Source organism: Bacillus sp. JFL15, assembly GCF_001184225.1.
In the GTDB taxonomy this organism is placed as follows: domain Bacteria; phylum Bacillota; class Bacilli; order Bacillales; family Bacillaceae; genus Bacillus; species Bacillus siamensis.
Genome location: NZ_KQ236689.1, coordinates 2633313 through 2649876 on the forward strand (window position 1 = coordinate 2633313; position 16564 = coordinate 2649876).

Consider the following 16564-nt stretch of genomic DNA (forward strand, 5'->3'; position numbering starts at 1 on the left):
GTGACATGTGCGGATGTCATGCTTATTCTTGATCAAGCGGCGATGTGATATGGTCATTATATGTATCGACAAACAGCCGGCCGTTGCTTCCGCGCACCGCGTATACGACCTCTTCGGGTGTAAGGTTTCTCTTGTCCAATTCTTCTCTGAGCCATTTTTCCGATACGTGGTTTTCTTCGAAATTCTTCGTCACCAGCTGGCCGTCCATAATGAGCTCAACGGCAAAGTTCTTTTCGTGTCCTGCAAAAATGCCGAGATCCTGTCTTGTAACGGGCGCGAATTCCGGTTTGACCTCCACTGACATGCTGCCGTTGGTTTCAATGATGGCCGTCTGAACCTGAGAAATGTCAAATACATCATTTACACGAAGCTGCTGGTTCAGGTAGTCGAGGGTATAGCGCATCGTTTTCATATTATGCTCAAGTATTTTTCCGTTTTGAATGATGATGGTCGGTTTGCCCGCAAAGAAACCCCTGGCAGTTCTGTTTTTCATAGAAAGATATGCGACAAGATAAATGATGACCACGAAAATCGTGTAAGCACTGACAGTAAAATGAATCGGCAGTTTTGTATTAAACGACAGATTGGCTGTGATGGCGCCGAGCGAGATGGCCGCAATGAAATCAAAAAGCGTCATCTGTGATATGGTTTGTTTTCCGAGTATCCGGGCGCCGATAAACAAAATGCTGAACGACAGAATCGTTCGCACAATCACTTCGAGATATTCTGACATGATATTTAATCCTTTTTGTCTTTAATTTGGTCAAAAACGATATTTTTTAAAACAGTCATCCCGTTTTTACCAGCAGATGAGATTGGTCATTTTCGTCAACTTTCGATAAAATGTAGAAAGATAAAAAGAGAGGGGTCTTCTAATTTGGGTGTTGAGTTTTTAGTAGGCAGATCGGGGAGTGGGAAAACGAGGCTGATTATCGACAGCATTCAAGATGAACTGCGCCGGGAGCCGTTCGGGAAACCGATCATTTTTCTAGTCCCGGATCAAATGACGTTTTTAATGGAATATGAGCTTGCTAAAACGCCGGATATCGGCGGCATGATACGCGCTCAAGTGTTCAGTTTTTCGCGTTTGGCGTGGCGCGTGCTTCAGCATACCGGAGGCATGAACCGTCCGTTTGTGACGACGACGGGTGTGCAGATGCTGTTGAGGAAGCTGATTGAAGAGCATAAGCACGATTTTAAAGTGTATCAAAAAGCGAGTGACAAAACCGGGTTCACTGAGCAGGTGGAACGGATGCTGACAGAGTTTAAGCGTTACTGTGTTGAGCCTGAAGACGTCCGCCGCATGGCCGAAAGCGGAACGGCGTCAGAATATCGCGGAGAGCGGATGCTGTCTGAAAAACTTCATGATTTAGGCATTTTATATCAGCAGATGGAAAGAAGCCTCGCCGGCCACTATCTGCATTCAGAGGATTATTTGACGCTGCTCGCCCAGCAGCTTCCGTTAGCGGATGTTGTAAAAGGCGCCAGAGTTTACGTCGACGGCTTCTATCAATTTACACCGCAGGAATTAAGGGTGCTGGAGCAGCTGATCATGCATGCTGAACATGTGACATTCTCGCTGACGGCGGACAGCCCTTCGGGAGAACAGGCACCGGATGAGCTCGATCTGTTCAGAATGACGGGAAGCACGTACTATAAGCTTTATCAGACGGCAAAGGAATTGAATGCCGATATTTCCTGCAAGGAACTGCATGGCACGAAACGGCATCAGCATGTGCCGGAACTTGCCTGTTTAGAATCGCAGTACGATGTGCGTCCCGCCGCGGCGTATACCGGCAGGCAGGAAGCGTTTACCGTCATACAGGCGCAAAACAGAAGAGCCGAGCTTGAGGGTATTGCCCGGGAAATTCAATCGCTTGTCCGGGACGGAGGATACCGGTACCGGGATATGGCGATTCTCATCCGCCAGCCGGAAGATTATAAAGATTTGCTGAAGGAAGTGTTTGCAGATTACGGGCTTCCTTATTTTATTGACGGAAAAGCTTCTATGCAGCATCACCCGCTTATAGAATTCATCCGTTCAAGTTTGGATGTCGTAAAGGGGAACTGGAGATATGAAGCGGTGTTCCGCTGTGCGAAAACCGAACTGTTATTCCCGCTTGATCAGCCGGTGCAGAAAATAAGAGAGCAGGTCGATCAGCTTGAAAACTACTGTATCGCCTACGGAATTAAAGGGGAGCGCTGGACGAACGGCGAGCGGTTTGTATACAGGCGCTTCGTATCGCTCGATGAGGATTTCGCGCAGACGGATCAGGAAATAGAGATGGAGCAAATGCTGAATGAGACGAGAGAATGGATGGCCGCGCCCCTTGTCCGGCTTCAAAACCGGATGAAAAAAGCGAAAACGGTTCAAAGCATGGCGGAAGCTCTTTATCTCTTTTTGGAAGATACCGATGTTCCCCTGAAGCTGGACCGGAAAAGGCAGCAGGCCGAAGAGTCCGGAAACATGATTGAAGCGCAGCAGCACGGCCAGGCATGGGATGCCGTTATCCAGCTTCTCGAGGAGTTTGCCGGCATGATGGGTGAAGATGAAATGTCTTTGGCGCTGTTCCAGCAAATGCTTGAAACGGGAACGGAATCACTTTATTTTTCTTTAATTCCCCCTGCGCTTGACCAAGTGTTTGTAGGGAATATGGACCTGTCAAGAATGTACGGCACGTCCTGCACGTTTGTCATCGGGGCCAATGACGGCGTTCTTCCGGCGCGCCCGGATGAAAACGGCGTGCTGTCCGATGATGACCGGGAGTGGCTGAGAGCGGTCGGAGTGGAGCTGTCTTCCGCGGGGCGTGAGCGGCTGCTTGATGAGCATTTTCTCATCTATATGGCGCTGTCAAGTCCGTCTGACCGTCTGTATGTGTCATATCCGATTGCCGATGCGGAAGGAAAAACGCTTCTGCCGTCAATTGTTGTAAACAGGCTTGGTGAGCTGTTTCCCGATCACCAGGAAAAACTGTCGGCTGCTGATCCCGAGCAGGTAAGCGAAGAAGAGCAGCTTCAGTATCTCGTCAATAAACAGGTGGCGCAGACGTATACGGCAAGCCAGCTCAGGCTGTGGACAAGAGAGTATGAAATCAGTGATGTATGGTGGAGCGCATACAATGTGCTGATGAAAGAGCCTGATCACCGGCGCGCGAAAAAGCTGTTTTCAAGCCTGTTTTTCCGCAATGAGGCGAAGCGTCTTGAACGTCCTGTTTCGCGCCAGCTTTACGGCGAGCACATTAAAGGAAGCGTCTCCCGGATGGAGGCGTTTAATGCCTGCCAGTTTTCTCATTTTGCATCTCACGGGCTTCAATTAAAAGAGCGGCAGTTTTTCAAGCTGGAAGCGCCGGATATCGGACAGCTGTTTCACTCCAGCCTCAAGCTGATTTCAGACCGGCTTCGTGAGCAGAAGCTGGAATGGCGCGATCTGACGAAAGATCAGTGCCGGAATTTCTCCTATGAAGCGGTGGAACGGCTTGCGCCAAGGCTGCAAAAAGAAATTCTGCTCAGTTCAAACAGACACTTTTATGTGAAGGAAAAACTGCAGAAGATCGTCACGCGAGTCTCAGGCATATTAAGCGAGCATGCGAAGGCGAGCGGTTTCGTCCCGATCGGCCTTGAACTCGGTTTCGGCGGAAACGGTCCGCTGCCTCCGCTCACTTTCACGCTGAAAAACGGCTGTACGATGGAACTCGTCGGCCGGATCGACCGCGTGGATAAAGCGGAAAGTTCAAAAGGCCTGCTGCTTAGAATCGTGGATTACAAATCAAGCGACAAGGGGCTTGATCTGGCTGAGGTATATTACGGGCTCGCTCTGCAAATGCTCACGTACCTTGACTTATCGATTACACATTCAGCGGATTGGCTCGGCATGAAAGCGACACCCGCAGGCGTTTTGTATTTCCATATCCATGATCCGATGATTCAGGCCAGTCTGCCGATGGGGCTAGATGAAATCGAGCAGGAAATTTTCAAGAAATTTAAAATGAAAGGTCTTCTCCTCGGTGACCGGGAGGCAATCAGCCTGATGGACACGACTTTGGAGGAAGGACGTTCAAATATCATTAATGCAGGTTTGAAAAAGGACGGTTCTTTAAGATCCGATTCAGCCGCAGTCAGCGAACAGGATTTTCATCTCCTGACAGACCATGTGCGGCGGACATTTGAACAGGCGGGCGAAGCGATAACGGACGGGCTTGTGTCCATTACCCCGTATAAGCTGAAAGATAAGACGCCTTGTACGTACTGTGCATTTAAATCGGTGTGCCAGTTTGATGAGTCTCTTAAGGAAAATGAATACCGCAGCCTGAAAGCGGAAAAAGACGGCACCATACTGGATTGGCTGAAAAAGGAGGCGGATGATGATGCAAATTCCTAAACCGAAAGACAGCATATGGACGGATGACCAATGGAGCGCCATCGTTTCTTCCGGCCGCGATATTCTGGTCGCTGCCGCAGCCGGATCAGGTAAAACCGCCGTGCTCGTGGAACGGATGATCAAAAAGATAACCGCGGAGGAAGATCCGGTTGATGTTGACAGGCTCCTTGTGGTGACCTTTACAAACGCCTCAGCAGCGGAAATGAAGCATCGGATCGCTGAAGCATTAGAAAAAGAGCTCGCCAAAAATCCGGGATCTCTCCATATCAGACGGCAGCTCTCTCTATTAAATCGGGCGAGCATTTCGACGCTGCACTCTTTCTGTCTGCAGGTGCTTAAAAAATATTATTATATGATTGATCTTGACCCGGGCTTTCGGATGGCTGATCAGACGGAAGGCGAATTGCTCGGAGACGAAGTCCTTGATGAGCTGTTTGAGGATGAATACGCAAAAGGGAGTCAGGCGTTTTTTGAGCTTGTGGACAGATATACGACGGACAGGCATGATTTGGATCTTCAAGATCTCGTCAAGCGAGTGTACGAGTATTCACGTTCTCATCCTGATCCGGAAGCGTGGCTGAAAAGCTTTGTCCGCCTATATGATGTGACGGAAGAAAGCAAAATGGAAGAGCTGCCGTTTTACGAGTATGTGAGAGAAGATGCTGAAATGGCGCTCTTCGGGGCAAAGCAAAAGCTTGAAAAGGCGCTTGAACTGACAAAAGCGCCCGGCGGGCCGGCGCCGCGCGCTGATAATTTTCTGGACGATCTTCAGCAGATAGAAGAGCTGATCAGCTGCCGGCATGACTTTGAGGCGCTGTATGAACGGGTTCCCGCGGTCACATTTAAGCGGGCTAAGGCGGTAAAAGGTGATGAATTTGACAAGGCGCTTTTGGATGAAGCGACCGATTTGCGAAACGGCGCGAAAAAACTGATCGAAAAATTAAAGACCGATTACTTTACAAGAAGCCCGCAAGATCATTTAAAGAGTTTAACAGACATGAAGCCTGTCATTGAAACGCTCGTTCAGCTCGTGATTTCGTACGGAAAACGATTTGAAGCGGCGAAACAAGAAAAATCAATCATTGATTTCTCAGATTTGGAACATTACTGTCTGGCGATTTTAACTGCGGCTGATGAAGACGGCCGGCGGGTGCCGAGTGAAGCGGCAGTTTATTATCAAGAGCAGTTCCATGAGGTTCTGGTTGATGAATATCAAGATACCAATCTTGTGCAGGAATCTATTCTCCAGCTTGTGAAAAGCGGGAATGAAGAGGCGGGAAATCTGTTTATGGTAGGCGATGTCAAACAATCGATCTACCGATTCAGACTTGCCGAGCCGCTGCTGTTTCTCGGGAAATATAAAAGGTTTACAGAGAGCGGAGAAGGCGCGGGGCAGAAAATTGACCTGAACCGAAACTTCCGCAGCCGCTCCGATATTTTGGACAGTACGAATTTCTTGTTTAAGCAGCTGATGGGCGGCAAAATCGGCGAAGTGGACTACGATGAACAGGCGGCATTGAAGCTCGGTGCGTCGTATCCGCCGAATGACGCGGCGGATACGGAACTGCTGCTGATTGACAGTGCTGATGATGCAGACAGCTCCGAGGATGTCGAAGATTTTGAAACCGTGCATTGGGAAGCAAAAGCGATAGCCGGGGAGATCCGGAAGCTTGTCTCATCTCCGTTTAAGGTCTATGACGGCAAAACCAAAACACACCGGAATATCCAGTACCGGGATATCGTGATTTTGCTGCGTTCCATGCCTTGGGCGCCGCAATTGATGGAAGAACTGAAAAACCAGGGCATTCCGGTGTACGCCAATTTGACGTCGGGTTATTTTGAAGCCGTGGAGGTGGCTGCGGCGCTTTCGGTCTTGAAGGTGATTGACAACCCGTATCAGGATATTCCGCTTGCTTCAGTACTGCGCTCGCCCATTGTCGGCTGTGACGAAAATGAACTTGCGCTGATACGCCTGGAAATGAAAAAAGCGCCGTTTTATGAAGCGCTGAAAGCATATATAGCGAACGGTGACAGACATGACGAGCTGTATCAAAAGCTGAGAACATTTTATGACAATCTGCAAAAGTGGCGGTCATTCTCGACGAATCATTCGGTAGCTGAGCTGATTTGGGAAGTATACCGCGATACAGGATATTTTGATTATGCAGGCGGCATGCCTGGCGGAAAGCAGCGCCAGGCCAATCTGCGCGTCTTGTATGACCGGGCGCGCTCGTACGAAGCGACGGCGTTCCGCGGGTTATTCCGCTTTTTGCGGTTCATTGAACGGATGCAGGAGCGCGGCGATGATCTGGGGACGGCGCGGGCGCTCAGCGAGCAGGAGGATGTCGTTCGGCTGATGACGATTCACAGCAGCAAAGGACTTGAATTCCCCGTCGTTTTCACCGCCGGACTCGGCAGAAGTTTTAATATGATGGATCTCAACAAATCATACCTGCTTGATAAAGAGCTCGGTTTCGGCACGAAGTATATTCATCCGGAACTCAGAATCAGCTATCCGACTCTGCCGCTTGTGGCGATGAAGAAAAAAATGCGCAGAGAGCTTTTATCAGAAGAATTGCGCGTGTTATATGTAGCGCTGACAAGAGCGAAGGAAAAGCTGTTTCTCATCGGTTCCTGCAAAAACCGGGAAAAACAGCTGGCCAAATGGCAGGCGCAAGCGGACAGGGCCGATTGGCTTCTCTCTGAATTCGACCGCTATCAGGCGGCATCTTATTTGGACTTTATCGGGCCGGCGCTTATCCGCCACCGTGACATGGAGGCGCACAGGCCGCCGGGTCTTTCAGCTCCGGAGGATATCGCGCACGACCCGTCGCGTTTTCACATCCGGATGCTGCAGCAAAGTGAACTGCTGGAAGATAACCCAAAAGAACGGGCTGAAGAAAAGAGCAAACGTCTCAAGGCGATTCAGCAGGGTGAGCCGATTCCTGATTCGTTTTCATTTGATGATCAGGCGCGCCGTCTCCTTGAATGGGAATACCCGTACCGAGAGCTGACGGCTATCAGAACGAAGCAGTCAGTTTCTGAGCTGAAGAGAAAGCAAGAATACGAGGATGAATACAGCGGCCGCTCCCTCATCAAACCGTCAGGGGACACTCTTTTATACAAGCGTCCCAGTTTTATGATGAAAAAGGGGCTGACGGCCGCGGAAAAAGGGACGGCGATGCATACGGTGATGCAGCACATACCGCTGACGCACGTTCCGACTGCCGAAGAAGCGGAGCGGACGGTTCGGACGCTTCACGAAAAAGAGCTGCTGACAGAAGAGCAGCGGGACGCTATTGATATCGACGACATTATACAGTTTTTCGAAACTGAAATCGGGAAAGACCTTCTCGGGGCGCGGCGGATTGATCGGGAGGTGCCGTTCAGTATGGCGCTTCCGGCCGGCGAGGTGTACAAGGATGCCGAAACGGCCGGTGAACCGCTGCTCGTACAGGGGATTATTGACTGCCTCTACGAAACGGCGGACGGACTCTATTTGCTGGACTATAAAACGGATCGGATAGAGGGGAAATTCCGGAACGGATTTGAAGGCGCGGCCCCGATCCTGCAAAAAAGGTATGAAACACAAATCGAATTGTATACAAAAGCGATTGAACAAATTACAAAAACGAAAGTGAAAGGGCGTGCGCTCTATTTCTTCGATGGAGGTCACGTTCTTACACTGTAATAAGATCCGAAGCTCCTTTTTGGAGCGGATCTTTTTTTCTATCAGAAAAGTGAGGTGAATGCGGTATGCGCATTTTACATACAGCTGACTGGCATCTCGGCAAAACGCTTGAAGGCAGAAGCCGGCTGAGTGAGCAGGCCGAGGTATTGGAAGAGCTGAATACCATTGTCAAAGAAGAAAACATTGATGCGGTCATTATGGCAGGAGATGTATTTGATACGGTCAATCCGCCTGCGCTCGCTGAGCAATTGTATTATGAAAGTCTTTCCGCGCTTTCTGACGGCGGAAAACGCCCGGTTGTCGTCATTGCCGGAAACCATGACAATCCTGACAGGCTGGCGGCGGCTTCTCCGTTAACAGATGAGCGGGGCATTCATTTAATCGGCTATCCGCGGACAGAACCCGTCCATATCGAGGTGCCGTCGGCGGGCGAGCTGTTAGCCGTAGCCGCGCTGGCCTATCCGTCAGAAGCGAGATTAAACGAAGTGCTGTCTGATACGTTTGAGGAAAAGCTTCTTCGCGATCATTACGATGTGAAAATCAGAGAGGCGTTTGCCCGCATGTGCGGTCTGTGCCGGGATGATGCCGTGAAAGTCGCAGCGAGCCATATTTATGTCGCGGGAGGAAATCAAACCGATTCAGAGCGTCCGATTGAAGTCGGGGGCGCTTACACGGTCGCTGCTGAAAGCCTGCCGGCTGATGCGGCTTATGTGGCCCTCGGCCATCTCCACCGTCCGCAAACGATTAAGCGCGCCAAAACGGCTGCCCGCTATTCCGGCTCTCCGCTGGCATACAGCTTTTCAGAAGCCGGTTATGCCAAATCGGTGACGGTGGTAGAAGCGAAGCCTGGCGGAGAAGCGAAGTGGGAAGAGATTTTTCTGTCCTCGGGTAAACCGCTCGTCAAATGGAAAGCGCAGGGGCTGAGCGAGGTTCACGGCTGGCTTGATGAAGGGCGTGACCGGAATGCCTGGATCGATCTTGATATCCATTTGACGGATCAGCTTTCTCTTGAGGAAATTCACCGGCTGCGAAAGGCGCATCCCGGCTTTATCCATATCAGGCCGGTTTTTGAAGAAAAAGAGACAGGCAATGACCGGATTGAAGTGAAGCACATATCAATTGAGGACCGATTTAAGAAGTTTTATGAAAAGCAAACAGGCGGCGCCGTGCCGGATGAGGAGATGGTCAAGCTGTTTTTAGAGCTTGCGTCAGCAGATGATGAGGAGGATGCGACATGAAGCCGATTCTGTTAACGATAAAAGGGCTTCACAGCTTCAGAGAGGAACAGACGATTGATTTTGCCGGACTGTCCGGAGCGGGTGTGTTCGGAATTTTCGGCCCGACGGGAAGCGGAAAGTCGTCGATCCTTGATGCTATGACACTCGCTTTATACGGAAAGGTGGAGCGCGCCGCAAATAATACGCACGGCATCCTGAACCATGCCGAAGATCAGCTCGCCGTCTCTTTTACATTCGCGCTTCAATCAGGCCACCGGGTGTCCTATAAGGTCGAGCGCGTATTTAAGAGAACGGATGAAACGAAAGTGAAAACCGCCCTCTGCCGCTTAATTGAAATCAAAGATGAACAAACCGTGCTTGCTGATAAAGCGAATGAAGTGAACAAAAAGGTGGAAGAGCTTCTTGGCCTGACCATTGACGACTTTACAAGAGCCGTCGTGCTGCCGCAAGGGAAGTTTGCCGAGTTTCTGTCGCTTAAAGGCGCGGAAAGAAGACATATGCTGCAGCGTCTTTTTAATCTGGAACAGTACGGGGACAGGCTTGTCAAAAAACTGAGGAAGCGCGCGCAGGAAGCGGCGGCGAAAAAAAATGAAATGCTTGCCGAACAATCCGGGCTCGGAGACGCGGGAGAAGATGCGCTGAAGCAGGCGGAACAGCAGTTTCACGAAGCGAACGAACGGCTTGAAGCAGCTGAGAAGAAACGGGTCCGGGCAAAAGAGCGTTTTGAAAGTCACCAGGAGATTTGGAACCTGCAGACAGAAAGAGATGAATATGAGCACCGCCTGAAAAAGCTTGAGGAAAGGCGCCCGTATATCACGGATTTGACTGAGCGTCTTAAAGAGGCGGAAACCGCTCTCGCCCTTGAGCCGTACGCAGAACGCTATTCGGAAGCCGTACGCCGGCAGCAGCGGGCCGAACAGGAGCACGAACTGGCCAAACGGAAATCAGAGACGGAAACCGCTTCATTTACCCGGCAAAATGAAGCCTATGAAGCGTGGCGGGTTCATAAGGCTGAACAAGAGCCGAAGCTTGTCAAGGAAGAAGAATTGTATCAAAGACTGTCAGCCGTTGAACAAAAGCTGCTTGAAGCGAAAAAAGAAGCGGAAAAAACAAAGGCGGAGCACCGCAAAAAAGAGGAAGAATACGAAGCCGCTTCGAAACAGCTGAACGCAGTGAAAGACCGCCTGATCCGCGGCCAAAACAGGCAGAATGAGCTGAAAGAAGAGCTGAAGGCAGTTCAGGTGACCGCTGATGAACGGAAAAAATGCCAGACCGCCGCACAGCTGGCAGCCGGCTTTCAGCAGACACAGGAACAAATCACGAAAGAACGGGCCAATCTGTCAACGCAGATGAAGAACATGGAGAAGCTGAACGGAGAAAGCGAGGCGCTCAGCGCAAAAGCGAAAACGGAAGAAGAAGACATTACGCGCGCTTATCAAACGCTTCAAACCGTTTACCATATGGTTTGTGAAACGGAACGTTCACTGAAAGCCGCGGCCGAACGGGCCGGCAAAACGCAAGCCGACCTGCGCAGGCGCTCAGAGGAAGCGAGAACGGCTGCATTAACGAAAGAATTATCGGAAAAACTGATTGAAGGAAAACCTTGTCCTGTATGCGGCTCGACGCAGCATGACCGTCCGCGCTCCGCTCATGAAACACATTCGCCAGATACGGATGTGCAGGAACGTTTGCAGCAGGTTGAAGCGCTGCTGTCCGAGGCGGCGGCTCTTTCTCAGGAAGTGCTGACAGCCAAGGTTGCATTAGAAGAGCAGTCGGGGCGTTTTACCGAAGAATGTCCGTTCCTGCAAAGCGCCCGGACCCCGGAGCTGGAAGCCGCTTCTTCCATCAGCGGGCGTCCGCTTGATGAAGCGTTCAGCGCCGTCCGCTTGGGATGGAAACAAATGAAGCAGGATATGCTGTCGGTAAAAGAGAAGGTCACGAGACTGATCAGCGCGTATCAGCAGACGGTAAAACAAGCTGAGCAGCTGGCTGAACGAATCCGCTATGAGGAAAAAGAAGCCGATCGCCTCAGACATTCATTACAAGAGCTTGAATCGCTTTCAGAAAGCCGCTTAAATCAGTACAACGAAGTCTGCGGGGATATTCCGGTAAATCAGGTTGCCGCCTGGCAGGCTTCTATAGACGATAAAGACCGGCAGGCAGAAGAGTTTGAGAAGCGCATTGAAACGAGCATCGCATTTCTCAAGGAACATGAAGAAGAGAAGGAGCGGCTACAGGAGAAGAAGCATCAGCTTGAACGGGAACGGCTCGAGCTTCACTATGCATCAGAGCGCCTGCAGCAGGTGATTGACGAGTATGAACAAGAGCTCGGCACGGCAGCAGAAGAAACATCAATTTCCGCAAAGCTTGAAGCGGTGCGGCAGGAATTACAGCTGTTAAAAACGAAAGAACAGTCCTTATTCGATGCGCTGAAGCAGGCTCAGCAATCACTGAATGACGCAAAAGGCCGGGAATCCGGAAGTCTCATGTCACTGCGGGACGCTGAATCCGCCCTTGAGAAAGCGCAAAATGACTGGCGCGTGAGATCAAAAGATACCGGGTTTGCCGAGCCGGACCAAGTCAAAAAAAGCCTGCTTCCGCAAACTCGCGCTGAGGAAATGAAAACAGAAATTGATGAGTTTCTCGACACCTCAAAGCAGCTTTCGGCAAATATCCGCCGTGTCACTGAAAAATTAGCTGACCGCCGGGTAACGGAAGAAGAATGGACAGCATCGGTTTCTCTGCTGAAGCAGGCGGAGGCTGAGTCAGCCGCAGCCATGGAGGAAAAGGGCGCCCAGGCAAAAGCCTTTGCGGTTATGCAAAAACAGCATAAGCGCTTTAAAGAAATTGAAGCCGAACTGAAAAGCTGGCAGACGCAGATTGACAGACTTGATAAGCTGCAGTCTGTATGCAAAGGCAATACATTCGTCGAATTTTTAGCGGAAGAACAGCTGGAAAGCGTGGCCCGGGACGCCTCTGCCCGGCTCGGAGCACTGACAAGGCAGCGGTATGCCATTTTAGTCGATTCAGAAGGCGGCTTCGTTATGCGCGATGACGCGAACGGCGGCGTCAAACGGCCTGTATCAAGCCTTTCTGGGGGGGAGACGTTTCTGACATCGCTGTCGCTTGCGCTTGCTTTGTCCGCCCAAATTCAGCTGCGGGGTCAATACCCGCTGCAATTTTTCTTCTTAGATGAAGGATTCGGGACGCTTGACCAAGGGCTTTTAGACACCGTTGTCACAGCGCTGGAAAAACTGCAATCGGATAATTTGTCCGTCGGGGTGATCAGCCATGTGCAGGAGCTGAGAGCGCGCCTTCCGAAAAAATTAATCGTTCATCCATCCGAACCAGGCGGAAAAGGCACCCGGGTCACATTGGAGATCATGTAAGAAAGGAGAAGGGATTATGGCCGATTCTGCCGAAGGCACATGTGAATTATGCGGCCGCCGCCATGTGCGGCTGACAGAGCACCACTTGACGCCTAAGGAAGAAGGCGGGACATTCCTTCCGACCGCAATGCTCTGCATCCCTTGCCATAAACAGATTCACGCCCTTTATACGAACCGGGAGCTTGCGGCAAGGCTTGCGGGAATAGAAGAGCTGCGGCATGATCCGAAACTTGCGCGGTTTGTGAAATGGATCAGAAAACAGCCGCCGGAAAAGCTTGTGAAAACAAAAAAAGCAAATGAACGAAAAAAATGCTGAACAAAAAAGCAGCCCTCTCTTTAAAGAGCGGCTGCTTTTTATGCGTTTCCGGTCACATTCTGATCGCTGACATCGGGGTCTATATAGTTTGTCGCATTGACAACGTTGTTTAATAACAGGAAATCTCCGGTATTGCCTGCTCCCGAACCGAGCGCAGATTTAGAAGAGCTTTTTGGAGAAAGGTAAAAGGAATCACCAAAGTTTACGACTCCGCCCGATATGGAATTGATAGCTATAGGTCCGGTAATTGCTGGCATAAACGACACCCTTTATAGAAGTCTCACCGTCATTATATGTCAGGGCTGCGGCGTTTGTGAGCTCGGTGACTCGATCTGCCTAATATGTTTCAGCCTCGAATCGCCCAGCACGACCGACGTTGATCCGATTTGAACCACGGACGCTGACGATACCCCTTGGACTTTCACATTTCTTACCCGAATCGAAGGGTTTTCATGGCTGAATGCACTTTGAACTCCCGTTTCCGGTAACGGCATGACGACCGGCTGCCGAAAGATCTGGTATTCTTTTGTGTTAAACGATCCCTCATCGTCTCTGTATACAGCAACACTGCGCTGATCGGCCAATACTTTGACTTTCATATTGATTTCATTCGAATCGCCTGCTTGAAAAACACTCCCGATCCCGATTGAATTGATTTTGGCGTTCCTGAGGCGTGAAATCCGCTTTAACATTATTCCTGAGCCAGCGGCACAAGAGGCCCGATAATGAGAGATTCCGGAGGTGTATCAAAGATGGAAGACAGATAGACGGACTCGGTGTCGCCGATTAATAATAGGGAAGAACTGGACACACCGGTAGACCGGATGTCGCCGACTTCAATATTCCGGTTAATCACTGTAAAAATCATGACGGATCATCACCTTTCATTTCACCTGGTATGTGTTTAATAAAATGCTCGACGGCCCTGACAATATCACGCTTCACGTGTTCGGCAATCTGCTCTGCGTATTGCGCGGGCGTCGTGTTTTCTTCTTTCTGGACTTGGGACAGGTAATACTTAATACGGCTGTCCATCTGCTTTCTGATATCTTCTATAATATGATATTTGTTCGTTTCGTCCAGCCTGCTCTCATACTGTGTTTCGAGCTGCTCTAACAGCACGGGGATTTCTTCATTCAGGTACATATCGACGTTTTGGCGGATTTGCTGCATTTGCTGGCCCGCCTGTTCCTGCTGCATCATTCCGACCTGCGGAGTTGTCTGGCCGACTTCAAAATTTTGCACGGCATTCGGATCAGTCGGATTCAATCCGATATTCAGCGTTCCTTCCAGCCGTTCAATTTTCAGCTGATCAAATTTATATTCGAGCCGATCAATCCTTGTGGAAGGCTGCTGTTTCAGCGTTGATATTTCACTCTGAAATTCTTTCAGCTGCCGTTCGAGCTCCTGAATCTGAAGCGCCTGCTGCTGGACGAAGGAATTTAAATTCTGCAGGTAGGATGAAACCGATTGATCATACATGACATTCACCTCGCGTCTCGTTTCCTTCATTGAACTACCGGCTTGGCGGCTGGAGCGGTACAAATGATGAGGTGCCGGGGCCTCCCCCTGTTGTTACAGTCTGCTGCCCCGCGGTGACAGGCGGCGCCGGCTCTACATAACTCCCTGTGTTATACAGATTGGAAAGAGATTTAATTGAACCGGCGCTCCCGATTTGCAGTATGGAGGAATTGCTGACAGATTCTACACGCATGTAATTGATATGGATCGACTGATTGACGTAAAAATTCATACGGCGCCTCCTTTATGCGTTACCTGCCATCGGCTGATCAATTACATCATTATCGTACACATTCGTTGAATTCCTGTAATTCGTCAGTGTGAGATTGTCTCCGGTATTAAAGCTGCCCGCTCCGGCAAATGTCTTAACCTCTGCTTTTGGAGAAATGGTGATGCAGTCGCCTATATGAACGACTCCGCTCGTACCGACGGCATTAATTTTAAACGCTCCGACAATTGCGGGCATACGAGCACATCCTTTTCGTGAAAATTTTAAGGGAATACACTCCAGGAGCTTATTTGGGCTGCCTGCCTAAAATAGCTTATGACAAACGCACATTTTTGTGAGCGGAAAAAACTTTAGACATAAAAAAACAAATGGTTCAGATCTATATACATATCATGTTTATGAGAAAGCCTGTTTTTTTCCTGCTGTGTAATCCGGCTGAATCTGTGCGGCCGGGTTCATTCCGCCGTCTTTCGTTTGTTGGATAAGCCCGCCCCGGCACCCGTTTAAGAGGCTGTCCAGCTCCTGGCTGCACCTGATGGTCTCCGTCGCATTGATTCCGAATTTTTGCGCTGTCTCGAATAAAGTCAATCTTTTTTCTTCAATTTTTCTGTTCATCGTGCGATCTCCAATTCTCGATTATTTTGGAAAACATAGGATGATAATAGTATAACCTATTTTGGCTGGGAAGGTTTTATTTCGTCAATATGACTAAAAAAGTGACAATTTTTGATACTCTTTTACGATGATTTTCAGCCTGTTCAAAAGAGGAATTTCCCGCCTGCAGAAAGAATACATTAAAGATGCCAGATTTAAAAATGATGGGGGATTAACATGAAATTTGCGACAGGGGAACTGAACAGCCGGAAATTTGTCGGTCTGATCATTGATGATGACAAAATCTTAGATCTGCAAAAGGCTGAAAAGAAACTGTTTGAACTTGAGACGATTCCGGGTTCGCTGATCGAGTGCATTCAAAAGGGGGAAAAGTTTGTCGCGCATGCCGGACAGCTTGCGGAATGGGCGAAAAAACCGAATGATGAGTCGGGTTCATTTATGTATGCGCTGTCTGACGTGAAGCTCTGCGCGCCTATTCCGAGACCTTCAAAGAACGTGATCTGCATCGGGAAAAATTACCGTGATCATGCCGTTGAAATGGGAAGCGAGGCGGATATCCCGGAGCATCCCATGGTTTTTACAAAAGCCCCGACCGCCGTTACGGGTCACGGAGAAACGGTGAAAAGTCACTTGGACGTAACAGAGCAGCTTGATTACGAAGGGGAGCTTGCGGTTATCATATCAAAAAGCGGATCGCACATCTCCAAAGAACATGCGCTCGATCATATATTCGGCTATACCATAGTAAATGATATAACAGCGCGCGATCTGCAGAAAAAGCATCAACAGTTTTTCATCGGCAAAAGCCTTGATACGACATGCCCGATGGGACCGGTTATTGTACATAAGTCAGCTGTCAGTGATCCGCAAAGCCTGCAAGTTGAAACGCGGGTCAACGGGGAACTGCGCCAATCAGGATCAACGGGCGACATGATTTTTCCGATTGCTGAATTAATCGAGACGCTGTCAAAAGGAATGACGCTTGAAGCCGGGGACATTATCGCGACGGGGACGCCGTCCGGTGTCGGGAAAGGATTTAAGCCGCCGACATTTTTACAGCCGGGAGACCGCATTGATATTACAATTGAACCGATCGGCACGCTGTCGAACCAAATCGGATAATTGAGTGTTTTTCTTGAGAATGATTATGCTCACAGCGGCTTGTTGTGGTACCATAAGTGAGGCAG

14 protein-coding genes are annotated in these 16564 nt (G+C 49.8%); 6 read left to right on the plus strand and 8 right to left on the minus strand.

Annotation, left to right across the window (positions count from 1 at the left end; translation table 11 throughout):
- Positions 1 to 22: 22 nt before the first annotated feature.
- A complete protein-coding gene (locus AD710_RS13180) occupies positions 23 to 733 on the minus strand; it encodes a DUF421 domain-containing protein (protein ID WP_032864839.1) in 711 nt (236 codons plus the stop codon).
- A gap of 144 nt (positions 734 to 877) precedes the next feature.
- Between AD710_RS13180 and addB the strand changes: the two genes are divergently transcribed.
- The 5 genes from addB to AD710_RS13205 all read left to right on the plus strand — a co-directional run bounded on the left by addB (position 878) and on the right by AD710_RS13205 (position 13012).
- Positions 878 to 4378: a helicase-exonuclease AddAB subunit AddB gene (gene addB / locus AD710_RS13185; RefSeq protein ID WP_049628232.1), complete on the plus strand. Its 3501-nt coding sequence runs from the start codon at positions 878 to 880 to the stop codon at positions 4376 to 4378.
- Positions 4365 to 8069, plus strand: coding sequence for a helicase-exonuclease AddAB subunit AddA (addA, locus tag AD710_RS13190; protein WP_049628814.1), 3705 nt, complete (start codon positions 4365 to 4367; stop codon positions 8067 to 8069). The genes addB and addA overlap by 14 nt, the downstream gene beginning before the upstream one ends.
- Positions 8070 to 8134: 65 nt before the next feature.
- Entirely contained in the window at positions 8135 to 9307 is a 1173-nt protein-coding gene (sbcD, locus tag AD710_RS13195) for an exonuclease subunit SbcD (protein WP_047476740.1), read from the plus strand.
- Positions 9304 to 12696: an exonuclease subunit SbcC gene (sbcC, locus tag AD710_RS13200; protein ID WP_049628233.1), complete on the plus strand. Its 3393-nt coding sequence runs from the start codon at positions 9304 to 9306 to the stop codon at positions 12694 to 12696. The genes sbcD and sbcC overlap by 4 nt, the downstream gene beginning before the upstream one ends.
- 16 nt (positions 12697 to 12712) lie before the next feature.
- The gene (locus tag AD710_RS13205) at positions 12713 to 13012 is read left to right on the plus strand and encodes a hypothetical protein (protein ID WP_049628234.1); all 300 of its coding nucleotides are present in this window, start codon (positions 12713 to 12715) and stop codon (positions 13010 to 13012) included.
- A gap of 38 nt (positions 13013 to 13050) precedes the next feature.
- Here the strand turns inward: AD710_RS13205 and AD710_RS13210 are convergent, their stop codons facing one another.
- The 7 genes from AD710_RS13210 to AD710_RS13240 all read right to left on the minus strand — a co-directional run bounded on the left by AD710_RS13210 (position 13051) and on the right by AD710_RS13240 (position 15377).
- Positions 13051 to 13269, minus strand: coding sequence for a spore germination protein (locus AD710_RS13210; protein WP_045925297.1), 219 nt, complete (start codon positions 13267 to 13269; stop codon positions 13051 to 13053).
- Positions 13270 to 13308: 39 nt separating this feature from the next.
- Positions 13309 to 13704, minus strand: coding sequence for a spore germination protein GerPE (locus AD710_RS13215; protein WP_049628235.1), 396 nt, complete (start codon positions 13702 to 13704; stop codon positions 13309 to 13311).
- A complete protein-coding gene (locus AD710_RS13220) occupies positions 13704 to 13880 on the minus strand; it encodes a hypothetical protein (RefSeq protein ID WP_045925299.1) in 177 nt (58 codons plus the stop codon). Before AD710_RS13220 ends, AD710_RS13215 begins: the two co-directional genes overlap by 1 nt.
- Positions 13877 to 14494 (minus strand): spore germination protein GerPC, encoded by a 618-nt coding sequence (locus AD710_RS13225; RefSeq protein WP_045925404.1) that lies wholly within the window; start codon positions 14492 to 14494, stop codon positions 13877 to 13879. The genes AD710_RS13220 and AD710_RS13225 overlap by 4 nt, the downstream gene beginning before the upstream one ends.
- Before the next feature lie 34 nt (positions 14495 to 14528).
- A complete protein-coding gene (locus AD710_RS13230; RefSeq protein ID WP_007409164.1) occupies positions 14529 to 14765 on the minus strand; it encodes a spore germination protein GerPB in 237 nt (78 codons plus the stop codon).
- Between the two features lie 12 nt (positions 14766 to 14777).
- Positions 14778 to 14999: a spore germination protein gene (locus AD710_RS13235; RefSeq protein WP_003155135.1), complete on the minus strand. Its 222-nt coding sequence runs from the start codon at positions 14997 to 14999 to the stop codon at positions 14778 to 14780.
- A gap of 159 nt (positions 15000 to 15158) precedes the next feature.
- Positions 15159 to 15377, minus strand: a complete 219-nt coding sequence (locus AD710_RS13240) for an aspartyl-phosphate phosphatase Spo0E family protein (protein WP_016938281.1) — start codon at positions 15375 to 15377, stop codon at positions 15159 to 15161.
- A gap of 216 nt (positions 15378 to 15593) precedes the next feature.
- Here AD710_RS13240 and AD710_RS13245 point away from each other — a divergent pair, with 216 nt between their 5' ends.
- Positions 15594 to 16499: a fumarylacetoacetate hydrolase family protein gene (locus AD710_RS13245; protein WP_047476747.1), complete on the plus strand. Its 906-nt coding sequence runs from the start codon at positions 15594 to 15596 to the stop codon at positions 16497 to 16499.
- The last annotated feature ends 65 nt before the right edge of the window (positions 16500 to 16564 follow it).

What these genes read in the sequence shown, in the direction of transcription:
- AD710_RS13205 (WP_049628234.1), top strand. Translation starts at nt 12,713, where the DNA reads ATGGCCGATTCTGCCGAAGGCACATGTGAATTATGCGGCCGCCGCCAT.
- AD710_RS13220 (WP_045925299.1), bottom strand. Translation starts at nt 13,880, where the DNA reads ATGATTTTTACAGTGATTAACCGGAATATTGAAGTCGGCGACATCCGG.
- AD710_RS13210 (WP_045925297.1), bottom strand. Translation starts at nt 13,269, where the DNA reads ATGCCAGCAATTACCGGACCTATAGCTATCAATTCCATATCGGGCGGA.
- AD710_RS13245 (WP_047476747.1), top strand. Translation starts at nt 15,594, where the DNA reads ATGAAATTTGCGACAGGGGAACTGAACAGCCGGAAATTTGTCGGTCTG.
- AD710_RS13180 (WP_032864839.1), bottom strand. Translation starts at nt 733, where the DNA reads ATGTCAGAATATCTCGAAGTGATTGTGCGAACGATTCTGTCGTTCAGC.
- sbcC (WP_049628233.1), top strand. Translation starts at nt 9,304, where the DNA reads ATGAAGCCGATTCTGTTAACGATAAAAGGGCTTCACAGCTTCAGAGAG.
- addA (WP_049628814.1), top strand. Translation starts at nt 4,365, where the DNA reads ATGCAAATTCCTAAACCGAAAGACAGCATATGGACGGATGACCAATGG.
- AD710_RS13225 (WP_045925404.1), bottom strand. Translation starts at nt 14,494, where the DNA reads ATGTATGATCAATCGGTTTCATCCTACCTGCAGAATTTAAATTCCTTC.
- AD710_RS13235 (WP_003155135.1), bottom strand. Translation starts at nt 14,999, where the DNA reads ATGCCCGCAATTGTCGGAGCGTTTAAAATTAATGCCGTCGGTACGAGC.
- AD710_RS13230 (WP_007409164.1), bottom strand. Translation starts at nt 14,765, where the DNA reads ATGAATTTTTACGTCAATCAGTCGATCCATATCAATTACATGCGTGTA.
- sbcD (WP_047476740.1), top strand. Translation starts at nt 8,135, where the DNA reads ATGCGCATTTTACATACAGCTGACTGGCATCTCGGCAAAACGCTTGAA.
- AD710_RS13240 (WP_016938281.1), bottom strand. Translation starts at nt 15,377, where the DNA reads ATGAACAGAAAAATTGAAGAAAAAAGATTGACTTTATTCGAGACAGCG.
- AD710_RS13215 (WP_049628235.1), bottom strand. Translation starts at nt 13,704, where the DNA reads ATGTTAAAGCGGATTTCACGCCTCAGGAACGCCAAAATCAATTCAATC.